Here is a 15,159-nt window from a genome sequence, read left to right on the forward strand (position 1 = left end):
TTCTTTTGCAAGCTCAAGGAGTTCAAACGCATCGCCATGCGTGCCTGCAAAACAGATCGCAGCTTCGAGGCCATGATCTACCTCGTCGCAGCCGTCATCAACTCACGTTGAATCCCCACAGGCCCTAATTCAGTCTGCAGCAGCAGCCCCGCCACCTGCGCGGTATGGCCGATCGGCGGCTGGCCGGGGGTCGAGCGTGCCTGGAAGCCCCAGTTCACCTTGCCGATGTCATGCAATGCTACCAGCACCGCGAGGCGGATGACGTCCAGCTCGGTCAGCCGCCTGCCCGCCGCCGCTTCCAGCGCGGGCCGCCACGCCGGGAGCAGCGCGAGGAACGCCGCCGCCACGTCGAGGCAATGGTCGGTGAGCGGCAGCGCCGCGACGATACGGTCGTCCTCGTCCCGCTCAAGCTTCGCCCATGGTCGCATGACGTCCACTTGCTTTCTCCCCGTTTCCGTACCGTCGGCATATCCATCGCCGGTCGGTGTCGCCGCGCCATTCATATCCATAATGGCGGTATTTCCGCCAGCGGCGGGCCGAACGATCGGTAACGGACCCAGTCTGCGTTGTCCCCCTCCCCCCACCCCCGCACCATGCCTGTCCGGGAGGGGAAACGGTCCGATGGATGCGGCGCAACGACGGGGCGGAACGGGCGGATCGGGTCCGTCGATCGGACAGTTCGTGTCGCTGCGCGGCCGGCTCTGGCTGGTCGAAGGCGAACCGGATGGCCCGTATGACGGCCATTATCTCGCCTGCGTCGACGACGACGCCGGCGGCGAGGAAGCCCGCGTCCTGTGGAGCGCCGAGATCGATCCCCGGCTGCGCGACGAGGAGGCGTGGGACACGCTGGCCAACGGCGGCGGCGACGCCCGGCTGTTCGCCGCCTATTTGCGCACCGTCCGCTGGCGCACCGCGACCGCCGCCGAACGCGATCTGTTCCAGGCGCCGTTTCGCGCCGGCATCCGGCTCGACCCCTATCAGTTGCTGCCGCTGCGCAAGGCGCTGCGCCTGCCGCGCGTCAACCTGCTGATCGCCGACGACGTCGGGCTGGGCAAGACGGTGGAGGCCGGGCTGATCCTGCGCGAGCTGCTGCTGCGGCGGCGGGTCGACTATGCGGTCGTGATCGCCCCGGCGGCGATGACCGGCCAGTGGCGCGAGGAATTGCAGACGAAGTTCGGCCTCGCGTTCGAGATCGTCGATCGCCAGCATCTCGAAACGCTGCGTCGCCGCCGGGGCTATGGCGCGAACCCATGGGCCACCGGATCGCGCTTCATCCTGTCGCACCGGTTGCTGACCGACGAAGCCTATGTCGCGGGCCTGCGCGACGTGCTGGAGGATTTTCGCGCCCGCTCGCTGCTGATCCTCGACGAAGCGCATCATGCCGCGCCCTCGGGCGGCGGGCGCTATGCGATCGAAAGCCAGTTCACCCGCGCGCTGCGCGACCTGTCCGACCGGTTCGAACATCGCCTGTTCCTGTCGGCCACGCCGCACAACGGCCATGCCAACAGCTTCGCGACATTGCTCGAACTGCTCGATCCACAGCGGTTCACGCGCGGGGTGCCGGTGCGCCCCGCCGATCTCGAACCGGTCATGGTCCGCCGGTTGAAAAGCGACCTGCGCGCATTGGGCGAGGCATTTCCCGAACGGGTCGTCGAACCGGTCGTCCTGACCGGCCTGCCCGCCGATGCACCGGAACTTCGCCTGGCAGCGATGCTCGCCGCGTATCGCGACGTGCGCGAGCGGCGGATCGGGACGCTTGGCGGACCGGCGGCGGCGCGGGCGCGCCTCGCGTTCGTCGGCCTGCAACAGCGGTTGCTGTCGTCGATCCCGGCCTTCGCGCGGACCTTGCGCGTGCATCTGACGACGCTCGACCGGGCGATCGCCGGGACGGCGGCGGCGGTTTCCGCGCCCGACGATGTCGAGGTCGAGCCCCCCGAACGCGCCGATCAGGAAGCGGCGCTGCTCGACCGGCTCGATACCGCCGCCGCCGATCAGGCCGAGGCGGCGACGCTGGCGGGTATCGGCGGTGCGTCGCACGCCCATCTGCTGGCCGAGCGGGCCTGTGCCGCCGAGATGCTCGACCTCGCCGAGCGCGTGCGCGGCCAGGGCGATGCGCGGGTGCGCTGGCTGCTCGACTGGGCCGCTACGCATCTGCTCGATGGGGATGGGCGGTGGCGCGACCGGCGGCTGATTCTGTTCACCGAATATGAGGATACCCGCCGCTGGCTCGAACGGCAGTTGGGGGTGCTGCTCGATCCGTCCGACGGCCATGAGGCGTCGCGTATCGCCAGCTTCACCGGCATCACCTCGATCGAGCGGCGCGAGGCGATCAAGCGGGCGTTCAATGACCCTGACGATCCGCTGCGCATCCTGATCTGCACCGATGCCGCGCGCGAGGGGATCAACCTTCAGGCACAGTGCCACGACCTGATCCATGTCGACCTGCCGTGGAACCCCGCCCGGCTGGAACAGCGCAACGGACGGATCGACCGCAAGCTGCAACCCAGCCCGACCGTCACCTGCCGCTATTTCGTCTATGCCGACCGGCCAGAGGACGTCGTGCTCGACGCGCTGGTCCGCAAGACCGAGCTGATCCGCCGTCAACTGGGCTCGGCGGGTCAGGTGCTGGGCGCGCGGATCGCCGATCGTATGGGCGGGGGGATCGCCCGCACGGCGGCCATCGATCTCGCCGCCCGCATCCGCGACGAGGAAGCCGACGAACGGGTCCGCGCGGCGGTCCGCGATCTCGACGATGGCGACGTCGCCCGCCGCGCCCGGCTGAAACGCGAGCAGGCCGAGCTTGCCGTCGCGCTGGAACGCGCGCGCCGCCGGGTCGGCGTCGAGCCGGACGACCTGCGATCGGTCGTGGCGCTGGCGCTCGAACGGTCGGGTGGCGGCTGGAGCGATGGTGAACGGATCGGAGAAACTCCGGTATTCCGGCTCGATCCGGCGTTCGCGAGTGATGCGGGCTGGCAACCGCTGTTCGACGAATTGCGCGCACGCGGCCCCCGCCCCGGCGAGCGGCCGGGGGAATGGCGTGCCAGCGCCGATGCGCAGGTCCGGCGCGTCAGCTTCGCACCCGCGATCCTGCCCGACGGCCGCGACGCCGGCGATGTGGTGCAGGTACATCTGGAACATCGCCTCGTCCGCCGGCTGCTCGGCCAGTTCCTGTCGGCGGGGTTCCAGCAGGGATTGGAACGGGCCTGCGTCATCGAAACCGCCAGCGTGCCGCGCCCGCGCGTCGTGCTGATCGGACGGCTCGCGTTGTTCGGTGAACGCGCGGCCCGGCTGCACGAGGAGGTGATGAGCGTCGCCGCCGACTGGCGGCCCGCCCCGCGCGACGGGTTGCTCCGGGCACTGGCCGAGGGCGGCGAGGCGGAGGGGCGCGTGCTCGACGGGCTGATCGCGGCGCTGGGCGAGGCGCGGATGGCCGCGCCCGACGTCGCCGCGGCGATCACCGCGCAGGCCGCCGTCGACGTCGCCGATCTTCGCCCGGTCCTTGCCGAACGGGCAGCGGTGCGGCAGGCGCGCATTGCCGCCGAACTCGACCGCCGCGCCGCCGATGAGGCCGATACGCTCCACGCACTGTTGCAACAGCGGATCGATCGCATCCGCCGCGAACGGGGCAGCGACGATCGCCAGTTCGCGCTGTTGCTCGACCCCGCCGAGGCGCGACAGCGTGCCGCCGACCGCCGGTCGTGGGAGCGCGCGGCGACGCGGCTCGACGACGAACTGGTCCGCGAGCCGGAACGGCTGCGCGCGGCGGCCAGGGTGCGCGCGAGCCGGCTGGAGCCGATCGGGCTGGTCTATCTCCATCCGCCCGGCTGGAGCGGCGAATGAGCCGGCCATCGCCCACCGATGCGCACGACTGGATCGGCTATCTCCAGCCGACCGGGCTGGTCGTCGCGTCCGCCGCGCTCGCGCGGATCGGCGCATGGCCGACGCCGCAGGGCGCGGATGACGGCGCGGCCGTGGCACGCGCGCTGGCGGGCACGGATCGCTGGCCCTTCTTTCGGGACGCGCTGGGCTGGCCCGCCGAGCGGGTCGCGGGGGCACCCGGCGGACCGGCGCTGCCCGATGGGTTGCGATGCTCGCTCGATGATGGCGCGACGCTGCTTGAACCGGACTGGGCGGTGTTCGCCGCCGACGGGTCGGTGCAGTTGCTCGTACGGATCGAGGGCGATGACGTCGACCTCGACCGGCGGGGCATGCTGGACGGTTGGGCGGCTACCGCGCACCAGCGCTTCGAACGCCTGCTGCGTGAAACCGGCGTTCCGGCAGGCGTGTTGATCGGCGCGCGGCCGACCGGGCGGAAGGAGGGACCGGCGCACGAGGCGGTCCTGCGCCTCGTCGTCGCGCCGCGCGGCGACGTGTCGGGGCATATGACGTGGCCGCTGGCCCCGCTGGGCGAGGTGTCGGGCCGGGCGATGCTCGGCGGGCTGAAATTGTTGCTCGATGCCCATGCGCTGTTCACCGGGCCGCCGTCGCACCGGCTGCCAGCCCTGCTCGCCGAAAGCCGTGCCGCGCAGGCCGATGTGTCGATCCGGCTGGCGGGGCAGGTCCTCGCCAGCCTGCACGAACTGTTGCGCGGTATCGACGCGGCGTCGCCCGAACCCGTCCGCCGGCTGGCCGCGCACGACCCGCAGCATTTGTACGAAGGGCTGCTGACCGTCCTGTTGCGGCTGATCTTCATCCTCTATGCCGAGGATCGCGCGCTGATGCCCTCGGCAGGCGGCGCGGCGGCGGCGATGCTGTACGAACGCGGCTATTCACTGGGCGCGCTTCACCTGCACCTGCGCGACGATGCCGCGCGCCACCCCGATGGCATGGACGAGCGGCGCGGGGCATGGGGGCGGTTGCTGGCGCTGTTCCGGCTGGTCGAGCGCGGGCATCCCTCGGGCTTCATGCAGGCGCGCGGCGGCAAGCTGTTCCGCGAGGCGGCGTTTCCGTTCCTGCTCGGGCAAGATGGCATCGACGATCTGGCGCGGGTGCTGCCGGTCGGCGACGGCTGTATCCTGCGCGTGCTCGACGGGCTGCTGCTGCTGGACGGCGAACGGGTCGCCTATCGGTCGCTCAGCGTCGAACAGATCGGGTCGGTCTACGAAACGGTGATGGGCTTCACCGTCGAGGCGGCGGGCGGCGCGATGCTGGCGATCCGCGCGGGCAAGACCAACCGCGTGCCGGTGTGGGTCGATCTCGCTGCGCTCGCCGCGGTTCGTGGCGGCGAGCGCGAGAAGTGGCTGAAGGAGGCGACCGGGCGCGGTACCTTTCCCGCCGCTGTCGCGAAGGGGCTGCGACAGGCGGTCGACGTCGCCGCGCTGGTAGCGACGCTCGCCCCCGTCGTCGATCCGCGCGCGTCGCCGCGCGGCAGCCCGGTCGCGGCCGGCACCCCGATCCTGCAACCCACCGACGAACGCCGCCGGACCGGCAGCCATTATACCCCGCGTTCGCTGACCGGGCCGATCGTCGCCCATGCGCTGCGGCCCGCGTTCGACCGGATCGGCCCCGATGCGCGCCCGTCAGAGGTCCTCGATCTGAAAGTCTGCGATCCCGCCGCCGGGTCGGGCGCGTTTCTGGTCGAGGCGTGCCGGCAGCTCGGCCAGCGGCTGGTCGATGCGTGGGGGCGCTGGCCGGTGCAGCGGCCGACGATCCCCGCCGACGAGGACGAACTGCTCCATGCCAAGCGGCTGGTCGCGCAGCATTGCCTGCGCGGCGTCGATCGCAATCCGCTGGCGATCGATCTCGCCAAGCTGTCGCTGTGGCTGGAGACGCTGGCGAGCAACCATGAATTCACGTTCCTCGACAATGTGCTGCGTGCCGGCGACAGTCTGGTCGGGCTGCCCAATCCCAAGATCGTCGCCGTCACCTGGGGCAAGGTGTCGGGCCAGCACAGCTTTGTCGAGGCGATCGTGCAGGACGGCATCGATGCGGCGGCCGAACTGCGCCGGCTGGTCCGCACCGAGGCGAAGGTCGCCGCCTATGACGTGCAGGAAGCGCGCCACCGCGCCGCCGGAACCGCGTTGAAGCGCGCGCATCTGGTCGCCGACGCGATCCTCCAGTCGTTCTTCGAGGGCACCGGCGCGCGCGATCGCGACGTGCGGCTGGCGGAGGTGCAGCAACTGGTATTGGCACCGAGCGAGCGAAGCTGGGCCGCGCTGGAGGCGTTGCGCGATCGGTTGCAGGCATCGCCGATCGGGATCGCCAGCTTCCATTGGGAACTGGAATTCGAGGATGTGTTCACCCGGCCCAATCCGGGGTTCGACGCGATCATCGGCAACCCGCCGTTCGCCGGCAAGAACACCATCGCCGCCGGTCACGCCCGCGCCTATCCCGACTGGCTCAAGACGCTGCATCCCGGCGCGCACGGCAATGCCGATCTGGCGGCGCATTTCTTCCGCCGCGCGTTCGCGCTGCTGCGGCGGGGCGGCGCGTTCGGCCTGATCGCGACCAACACCATCCGCCAGGGCGATACCCGCGAAACCGGGCTGCACCGGATCGTGCAGGACGGCGGCACGATCTACCGCGCGGTCAGCCGGTATCAATGGGAAGGCGACGCCGCCGTCGTGGTGGCGCAGGTCTTCGTGGTGAAGGGTGCGGCGAGCGGACCGGTGATCCTCGACGATCGCCCGGTGCAGCGGATTTCGGCCTATTTGATGGAAGGGGATCTCGACGGATCGCCGGCCCGGTTGGTGAAGAATGAAGGTCAGTCGTTCATTGGTTCGTTCCTGCTCGGCATGGGTTTCACCTTCGACGATGTGAACGCGGCCAAGGGTAAGGCATCGCCACTCGCCGAGATGCAACGATTGTTGTCCGTCGATCCGCGAAACGGAGCGGTAATCAAACCCTATCTCGGCGGCGAGGAGATCAACAATTCTCCGACCCATGCCCATCATCGCCATACCATCGATTTCGCCGACTGGCCGCTCAGACGCGAAAGCGACCTTGTCTGGCATGGCCTTTCGGACGCGGAGCGCGCCGATCGCCTGCGCCATGGCATCGTGTCGCCGCAGTACGCCGGACCGGTCGCGGCGGATTGGGCGGACCTGCTCGCTATCGTCGAACAACGGGTAAAGCCCGACCGGCTTTCGCAGGGCGACCCCAATGGCCAGCGGATATGGTGGCGATTCCTGCGGGGTCGCGGCGAATTGTACCGCACGATCGCACCGCTCGATCAGGTGCTGGTCATCAACTGTGGTGCGACACCGCATGTCTGTTTCGCGCGACGTCCCGGGAATGTCGTGTTCTCCCACACCGCCGCCGTCTTCGCACTTCCGACGCTGTCGGCGTTCGCGGTGCTGCAATGCCGGGTCCATGAGGTTTGGACGCGGTTCTTTGCGTCCTCAATGAAAGACGACGTTCGCTACACCCCATCCGACTGTTTCGAAACGTTCGCCTTTCCGACTGACTTTGCCGCCAACGCCCGGCTCGAAGCCGCCGGCCAAGCCTATCACGATCATCGCGCCGCGCTGATGATCGCCCGCGATCAGGGCATGACGCCGACCTACAACCGTTTCCACCGGCCGGGTGACACCGCTGCCGACATCGTCCGCCTGCGCGAACTGCACCAGGCGATGGATCGCGCAGTCCTCGCCGCCTACGGCTGGGACGACCTTGCCGATGCCGCCGCGCCGGTGTTCCTGACCGCCGGGAGCGAGGACGATCACCGCTATCAGAACCGGCTGTTCTGGCCGGCCGCGTTCCGCGACGAGGTGCTCGCGCGGTTGCTGAAACTCAACGGAGAACGCGCGATGCAAGGGAGGCTGCCATGACCGCCGCCGGGGTTCGCAGCGCGATCGTCGATCGCCTGCGCCGCAATCTGATCGGCCCGTCCGACCCCGCCGACGCCGATCTCGCGACCGAACGGCTGCCGCCGGGCGAGAGCCCGTCGCGCTGGTATCTGGCGGGCTTCATCGCGCCGTCGGGCGAACTGACCGTGCCGGGCGACCTGGCCGGCGAAGCGCAGGAGGACGAGGTCGACAGCTTCATCCCCGACACCGAGGGGTTCGGCGCCGGAGGTGCCGCCGGCGACCATGACGAGGCCGATCCGCCGGCCACCCGGCGACGGTTCCTGCCCAGCAGCATCGGCCTGTCGACGATGGTCGATGCGGTCGCAACAACGATCGACGTCACCGTGCGCTGGGGCGACTATGTCCCCGAACCACCGGTGCCGTTCGAGATGCTGGAAAGCGGCGGCGAGCCCAGGGGCCAGCCGATCAGTTGGCGGCGCGTGCCCCGCGACGCGACGATCACCATCGCCTTGCCCGACGCGACGGCGGGGATCGTGCATCACCCCCTGCCCGGCTCGGCGGCGACCGCGCGGCCCGGTGGCGCGCTCGAACTGGCGGTGCGGACGCGGCCGTTCCGCCTCAACCTCGCCACCGGTGCCACGCGCGCGGTGCAGGTCGTGACGGTCTTTCTCGTCAACAAGCGGCTGGAACCGGCGTCGCACTATCGCGACCTCGCCTATGCCTATCAGGTGCAGCTCGACGTGACCTGCGCCGGGGGCTTCGTGGCGCAGCACGACCTGTCGCGTATCGCCCGGGACGACTGGGACGACCAGTTGGCGGACCTGCATTACCGCGACAGCGCCGCCTATTCCGCCGGCCTCGGCTGTTCGACCGGCCATGTCGTAGGGGGCGACGGGCAGGTGCGACGCATTCACACCACCCATCTGCCGCGCGCGGCGGTGGAGCGCACCGTTGCGGCCCCGGTCGCCGACGTAACCTTCGCCATGGACCGGCTGGCCGACCTCGCGCGAACCGATGGCGCGGCCCTCGCCGACGCGCTCGCCCCGCTCATCCCCGCCTATCGCGCATGGTCGCTCGCGCAGGAGGCGATGGCGGCGAGCGATCCGGCGATCGTCGGCGCACCGCAACGCACCCGCACCGCCGCCACGCTGCTGGCGGCGCAACGGGTGGCCTGCGACCGGATCGCGGCGGGCATCGCGCTACTTGCCCAAGACGAACGCGCGCGCACCGCGTTCGAGATCGCGAACCGCGCCATCGCCGATGCCGCCCGCGCGCGCCGGCCGCAGGACAGCGCACCGGCGTGGCGACCGTTCCAGCTCGCCTTCCTGCTGCTGAACCTCGCCGGGCTGGTCGATCGCGGCCATGACGATCGCGAAACCGCCGACCTGCTGTTCTTCCCGACCGGCGGCGGCAAGACCGAAGCCTATCTCGGCCTCGCCGCCTTCACCATCGCGCTGCGCCGGCTGGGTGCGGACGGTGTCCTCGGGGCCGGGGTCGGCGTCATCATGCGCTATACGCTGCGGCTGCTGACGCTCGACCAGTTGGGACGCGCGGCCGGCGTCGTCTGCGCGCTGGAGCTGTTGCGCACCGGCGATGCTTACCGCGACGATCGGGGTCGTCCCCTGCTTGGCGACTGGCCGATCGAGATCGGGCTGTGGGTGGGATCGGACGCCAGCCCCAACCGGCTGGGGCGACGCGGCGACCGCAGCGAGGGCACCGCCGTCCGCCGCGTCCGCGCCTATACCAGCGGTCGCGATACCCGCGCGCCCGCGCCGATCAAGACCTGCCCATGGTGCGACACCGCCTTCACCCCGCAAAGCTTTCGCTGCGTGCCCAATGCCGATGCGCCGACCAACCTCGAACTGCGCTGCGTGAACCTCGCCTGCCCGTTCACCGGCGACCGCGCACTGCCGGTGGTAACGGTCGACGAGGCGATCTATCGCCGCCTGCCCGCCTTCCTGATCGCGACCGTCGACAAATTCGCCGCGCTGCCGTGGAACGGACCGGCGGGGGCGTTCTTCGGCCATGTCAACCGGCACGACGATACCGGCTTCTATGGCGCGGCCGAACCGGGGCATGGCCGCACGCTCGGCGATCATTCGCTCGCGCCGCCCGACCTGGTGATCCAGGACGAGCTGCATCTGATCTCCGGCCCGCTCGGCACCGTCGCCGGGCTGTACGAAGCCGCGATCGATGCGCTGGCGACACGCGACGTCGGCGGACGGCGGGTGCGGCCGAAGATCGTCGCCTCGACCGCCACGGTCCGCCGCGCGAGCGACCAGATCCGCGCGTTGTTCGACCGGCACGACACCCGCATCTTTCCTGCCCCCGGCATCGATCGCCGCGACAGCTTCTTCGCGCAAACCCGGGCCGAAAGCGATGCCGATCCGGCGCGCTGGTATGTCGGCATCGCCGCGGCGGGGCGCGGACCGAAGCTGGTGTTCCTGCAAGCGCTCGTCACGCTGCTCGGCGCGGCGCAGGGCCTTGCCGACGAGGGCGGCGATGCCGATGCCTATCGCACCGCGCTGTGTTATTTCAACGCGCTGCGCGAACTGGGCGGCGCGCGGCGGATTGTCGAGGACGAGGTCGCGACCCGCCTGCTCGATTACGGCGACCGCCGCCGCCGGATCGAGCCGGTCGACCGCCCGTTCGGCAACCGCCTGCTGGGCGAGCCGGTCGAGCTGACCTCGCGCGTGTCGACCGATCAGGTGGCGGCGGCCAAGCGCCGGCTCGAAACGTTGTTCCTGCCCGATCCCGTCGGCGAAGCGCCGGTTGACGTGGCGCTCGCGACCAACATGATCTCGGTCGGGCTCGACATCGACCGGCTGGGGCTGATGCTGGTGCAGGGGCAGCCCAAGACGGCGGCGGAATATATTCAGGCGACCAGCCGCGTCGGGCGCAATCCCGCCCGGCCGGGGCTGGTCGTGGCCGTGCTCAACGTCCACAAGCCGCGCGACCGGATGCACTTCGAACAGTTCGGCCATTTTCACGACACTTTCTACCGCGCGGTGGAGGCGACCAGCGTGACGCCATGGTCCGCCCGCGCGCTCGACCGGTCGCTGGCCGCCGTCGTGGTGGCGATCGCCCGCCATCTCGATCCGGCGCTGACCCCGTCCGATGCGGTCGACGTGCTGGCGAACGCGCCCGCCGTCCGGGCCGCCGTCCTCCGCCATCTGGTCGATCGCGCACCCGCCGATATTGCCGGAGGCAAAGCGCGACTGGCGGCGACGATCGAAGGTCTGCTGAGCGACTGGACCGCCATCGCCGATGCCCAGATCGCGACCGGCGCGGGCTTCACCTACGACACCCGGCCGCAGCGGCTGCTCCACCCCCCGCTCGACCCGGCATTGCCCAACCTCGACCCCGCGCACCGCCGGTTTCAGGCCGGGTGGAGCATGCGCGACGTCGAGCCGGGCGTCCTCGTCAAACCCCGTGGACCGACCGGCGAGACGGTCAGCGGTGCCGGAGACATGACATGAGCGGACACCGCCCGACGCTGCGCCAGTCGCAGCTCATCACCGGTTTCGGCCCCGGCGCCATGGTCGACCTGCCGACCCGGTCGGTCATCATCGGCGGGCTCGACCTGTGGCACATGCGCGAACGCGGCAGTTGGCGGCCGATCCATGAGCCCCGCGCGGTCGCGGTGCTCGAAACGCTGCTGCGCGCCGGTGGACGGCTGGACGACGGGGTTCGCCTGTCGCTGCGCACGCCGCCCGCGCAGGACGAAGGGGCGAACGGCCGTGCCGATCCGCCGGGGATCGAGGCACGCATCTTTCCGGCATGGTTCGTCGCGCGCGATGCCGAGGTGGTCGGCGACGTCCGCCGCCGCCGGCTGGTGCGCTGGCGCGACCTCAATCCGCGCGGTCGTGCCGATTTCGTCGACGACGACGGCCGGCGCAAGGCGGTGACGCCGATCCGCTTCGTCGCCGGCTGCCGCAAGGGGCATTTGCAGGACATCGACTGGACCTTCGCGGTCCATATCGGATCGCCCGATCGGTGCGCGCAGCCGCTGTGGCTGGAGGAACAGGGCACCTCGGGCAGCCCGGCGGCGACGCGGATCGTCTGCGATTGCGGCGCTGTCGCTGCGCGATGCGCAGACGAAAGGCCGGTTCGGCCCGTGCCGGGGACGCCGCCCATGGTTGCGGACCGACGAACCGGGCGGATGCAGCGAGGATTTGCGCTTCCTCACCCGCACCGCGACCAATTCCTATTTCCCGCAGGTGCTGACCGTCATCTCGCTGCCCGCCGCCGAGGACGAACTGACCCGGTTAATCGAGCAGCATATGGACGCGATCGGCTGGGTCGAGCGGACGGCGGAAATGGCCATCGCCCGCCGCGCCAACCCGGCGGTCGGCGCCGCGCTCGCCGGCTGGAGCGACGCGGAGATCGTCGGGCGCATCGCCCAGCTTCGCGCGACCGGCCAGCAGAATCTGGACAAGGCCCCCAAGGTCGCCGAGTTCGATCTGCTGGCCAGCGGACTGGCCGAGATCGGCTCCGACAGTGCCGAGGCGCGGCTGCACGCACGGACGCTGCCGCGCGAGGCATGGGACGGCAACCGCGCGCGCCTTGCCCCGATCGCCTCGGTGGTGTCGGTCCACCGGTTGCGCGAAGTGTCCTGCCTCTACGGCTTCACCCGGTTCGAAGCGGCCCCGACCGCGATCGACGGCGATCTGGAGGAACTCTACCTCGCGGTCGAAGGCGCGGCGCTGGCCGATCATCTCGAATGGCTACCGGCGGTCGAGCAACTTGGCGAAGGCATTTTCCTGCGGTTCGACCCGGCGGTAATGCGCGACTGGCTGAACCGCCCCGAAGTCGCGCGGCGGCACGACCTGCTCTATCGCGGCTGGGACCGCTGGCGCGACGGGCAGATCGGCGGCGACCGGCTGCGCTTCCCGACGCTGGCCTATTACGCGATCCACAGCCTGTCGCATGCGCTGCTCAACGAGATCGCGCTGGAGTGCGGCTATCCCGCGACCTCGCTCAAGGAACGGCTCTACGCGCTGCTCGACCCCGATGGCGAGCGCTACGGACTGCTGCTCTATACCGCCAGCACCGGCGCGGGCGGTACGCTGGGTGGCCTCACCGCCGTCGTCCCCCGGCTGGGCGCGATCATCGAACGCGCGCTCGACCGGCTGGCGCTGTGTTCGGGCGATCCGATCTGCACCGAACACGATCCCGATTCACACATGGACGAACGCGCGCTGAGCGGTGCCGCCTGCCACAGTTGCCTGCTGGTCGCCGAGACCAGTTGCGAGGCGCGCAACCTCTATCTCGACCGCACGCTCGCCACGGCGACCGTGCTCGATCACGGCGCGGCGCTGTTCGGGCAGGCCACCGGATGAGGAGCGTCGCAATCATGGCCGAGCGGCGGTTTCGCACCAGTTTTCATGCTGTTCCTGTTGGCAAATTTCGGCTTGCGCCGCACGGTGCTTCCCGGCAGCTTGGCGTGAACGGGAGGGGAACGCATGATCGGTTGGCGTGACGGCGACGGAGCGGTGCATCGTGGCTCGCTGTTCGCCGCGTTCGCGGCATTGTCGCGCGGCGAGGCATGGAGTTTCCCCGCGCTGCGCCCGCATCAGCGCGAGCCATGGCACAGTTTCACCGTACAGGTCGCCGCGCTCGCCTTGCTGAAGGCCGGAACCGACAAACCGCCGCACGACGAAAGCACATGGCGGGAGCTGCTGCTCGCGCTGACCCCGGCGTATCCCGACGGCGAGCCATGGTCGCTGGTCGTCGAGGACTGGACCAGACCCGCGCTGCTCCAGCCGCCGGTCGTGGTCCCGGCCAATCGCGCCGACTATAAGAGCCCGCTGCGCACGCCCGACGCGCTCGACATGCTCGTCACCTCGCGCAACCACGACGTGAAGCAGGAACGCATCGCCATCGCGAGCGAGGAGGACTGGCTCTTCGCCTTGGTCACGCTCCAGACAACCGAGGGGTTTCTGGGCGCGGGCAATTACGGCATCTCGCGGATGAATGGCGGGTTTGCCACGCGGATGACGCTCGGCATCCGTCCGCGCGATGGCGGCGCGGCGGCGGCGTTCCGGCGCGACGTGGTGCGGCTGGTGCAGCATGGCCGCGCCCGTCCCGAACGGCGCAAGGAAACGGCGTTGCTATGGACCGTACCGTGGGACGGAACGCTGTCGCTCGCCTTCCCCGACCTCGACGAGTTCTATGTAGAGATTTGCCGCCGCGTCCGTCTTATCCACACCCCGACCGGCACGATCGAGGGGCTGGCCGCCGGATCGAAGGTTTCGCGGATCGCCGCCGGCGAACTTAAAGGAATTACCGATGATCCATGGGCGCCTCTCAAGGCTGACGGATCGACCAGCCATACGCCCAGTGGGGTCGGTTTCGGCTATCGTCAGATCGCGCACCTGCTCGACGACAAGAAGATCAAACGGCCGTTGCTGGCTGCCTTGCACGAAAGCGACGACGCCGAGGGACTGACCATTCTCGCCGCCGCGCTCGTGCGCGGACAGGGGAAGACCGAAGGACTGCACCGCCGCGCAGTCCGCACCAGCCGGATGGCGGAATGGGACGGTTTCGGACAGGACCCGCTCGACCGGATTGGCAAGGTAGCGGAGGAACGTACGATACAGGCCGGAGTGGCAGCGAAGTATCTTCGCGACTCCTTGATGGTACTGGCGCAGGGTGGACCGGACGACCCCCGGTTGGATGACAGTTCGAGCCGCAAGAAGATCGATCGCTACGTCGATTCCTTCGACGACCGTGTCGACGACGTATTCTTCGACGAGCAGTTCTGGGCGGAAGTGGCGAATGATCCCCGCAACCACTTACAAGAATGGCGGAAGCGGTTGTGCCTTCTGGCCAGCGTCGAATTGGATCGGGCGGCCAACGCCGGGCTACTTGGCGAAAACCACCTGTTGCGGGCGCGCCCCAAAGCGCAGATCAAATTCAACAGGAACATGAGCGCATGGGTAAAGAAAGCCGAACATGGCAAATAGTCCAATGACCTCGACGGTCCAACCGACGAGTTTGGCGAATCGCGAGAACCGAATGGAATCGTTGTCGCGACAGTTGCAGGGCAGTTCGACCGGGCAGCGTGCCGGCCTGCGACGGATGCCGTTGACCAAATCGCTGAAAGCCGACGCGACGGTCATTGCTTTCATCACCAAAGCGAATGTCTCGCGATACGAGCTTGAGCACGACTTCGATCGCTGGAGGATGGTTACGCATTTCGCTGCGATGCTGGTCGGAACGGGTGAGTCTGGGCCGACCCTGCCGTTCGTACACGTTAGGAACAAGAGCTTGGGCGGCGTCCTAGAGGTTGTTATGGACTTGGAAGCGGGCCTGATTCATCCGTTATCGGATGAATATTTGCTGCAAGCCGTATCCGTCTGACGTCAGCGATGAGGAATGGTCGCTGGTCATGCCCTACCTGCTGTTG

Annotated in this window: 8 protein-coding genes and 1 pseudogene; 7 read left to right on the forward strand and 2 right to left on the reverse strand. The window is 69.4% G+C overall.

Going from position 1 to position 15,159, the window contains the following annotated elements; translation table 11 throughout:
* Positions 1–111 (forward strand): annotated as a pseudogene (locus LRA89_RS20145) (IS5/IS1182 family transposase); the annotation flags it as partial.
* Here LRA89_RS20145 and LRA89_RS20150 read toward each other — a convergent pair.
* Positions 78–428, reverse strand: coding sequence for an HD domain-containing protein (locus tag LRA89_RS20150; protein ID WP_230772805.1), 351 nt, complete (start codon positions 426–428; stop codon positions 78–80). The pseudogene LRA89_RS20145 and the gene LRA89_RS20150 sit on opposite strands and share 34 nt — an antisense overlap.
* Positions 429–621: 193 nt before the next feature.
* Between LRA89_RS20150 and drmD the strand changes: the two genes are divergently transcribed.
* The 3 genes from drmD to drmA are packed head-to-tail and all read left to right on the forward strand — an operon-like array spanning position 622 to position 11,227.
* Positions 622–3,840: a DISARM system SNF2-like helicase DrmD gene (gene drmD / locus LRA89_RS20155; RefSeq protein WP_230772796.1), complete on the forward strand. Its 3,219-nt coding sequence runs from the start codon at positions 622–624 to the stop codon at positions 3,838–3,840.
* Entirely contained in the window at positions 3,837–7,769 is a 3,933-nt protein-coding gene (locus LRA89_RS20160; RefSeq protein ID WP_230772798.1) for an Eco57I restriction-modification methylase domain-containing protein, read from the forward strand. Before drmD ends, LRA89_RS20160 begins: the two co-directional genes overlap by 4 nt.
* Positions 7,766–11,227, forward strand: coding sequence for a DISARM system helicase DrmA (gene drmA / locus LRA89_RS20165; RefSeq protein ID WP_230772800.1), 3,462 nt, complete (start codon positions 7,766–7,768; stop codon positions 11,225–11,227). The genes LRA89_RS20160 and drmA overlap by 4 nt, the downstream gene beginning before the upstream one ends.
* Here the strand turns inward: drmA and LRA89_RS20170 are convergent.
* Entirely contained in the window at positions 11,128–11,694 is a 567-nt protein-coding gene (locus LRA89_RS20170; protein WP_230772801.1) for a hypothetical protein, read from the reverse strand. The two genes, drmA and LRA89_RS20170, sit on opposite strands and share 100 nt — an antisense overlap.
* Before the next feature lie 136 nt (positions 11,695–11,830).
* Between LRA89_RS20170 and drmB the strand changes: the two genes are divergently transcribed.
* From drmB to LRA89_RS20185, 3 genes are all read left to right on the forward strand, one after another.
* Positions 11,831–13,090, forward strand: coding sequence for a DUF1998 domain-containing protein (drmB, locus tag LRA89_RS20175; protein ID WP_268934963.1), 1,260 nt, complete (start codon positions 11,831–11,833; stop codon positions 13,088–13,090).
* 123 nt (positions 13,091–13,213) lie between these two features.
* The gene (locus LRA89_RS20180) at positions 13,214–14,716 is read left to right on the forward strand and encodes a hypothetical protein (RefSeq protein ID WP_230772803.1); all 1,503 of its coding nucleotides are present in this window, start codon (positions 13,214–13,216) and stop codon (positions 14,714–14,716) included.
* A complete protein-coding gene (locus tag LRA89_RS20185) occupies positions 14,706–15,113 on the forward strand; it encodes a hypothetical protein (RefSeq protein WP_230772804.1) in 408 nt (135 codons plus the stop codon). The genes LRA89_RS20180 and LRA89_RS20185 overlap by 11 nt, the downstream gene beginning before the upstream one ends.
* The last annotated feature ends 46 nt before the right edge of the window (positions 15,114–15,159 follow it).

This window comes from Sphingomonas sp. Leaf4 (assembly GCF_920939515.1).
Classification (GTDB): Bacteria; Pseudomonadota; Alphaproteobacteria; order Sphingomonadales; family Sphingomonadaceae; genus Sphingomonas.

Bases quoted from the DNA above. Each gene is read 5' to 3' on its own strand.
- drmD (WP_230772796.1), top strand. From the start codon at position 622: ATGGATGCGGCGCAACGACGGGGCGGAACGGGCGGATCGGGTCCGTCG.
- LRA89_RS20150 (WP_230772805.1), bottom strand. From the start codon at position 428: ATGCGACCATGGGCGAAGCTTGAGCGGGACGAGGACGACCGTATCGTC.
- LRA89_RS20170 (WP_230772801.1), bottom strand. From the start codon at position 11,694: ATGCCCCTTGCGGCAGCCGGCGACGAAGCGGATCGGCGTCACCGCCTT.
- LRA89_RS20185 (WP_230772804.1), top strand. From the start codon at position 14,706: ATGGCAAATAGTCCAATGACCTCGACGGTCCAACCGACGAGTTTGGCG.
- drmA (WP_230772800.1), top strand. From the start codon at position 7,766: ATGACCGCCGCCGGGGTTCGCAGCGCGATCGTCGATCGCCTGCGCCGC.
- LRA89_RS20180 (WP_230772803.1), top strand. From the start codon at position 13,214: ATGATCGGTTGGCGTGACGGCGACGGAGCGGTGCATCGTGGCTCGCTG.
- LRA89_RS20160 (WP_230772798.1), top strand. From the start codon at position 3,837: ATGAGCCGGCCATCGCCCACCGATGCGCACGACTGGATCGGCTATCTC.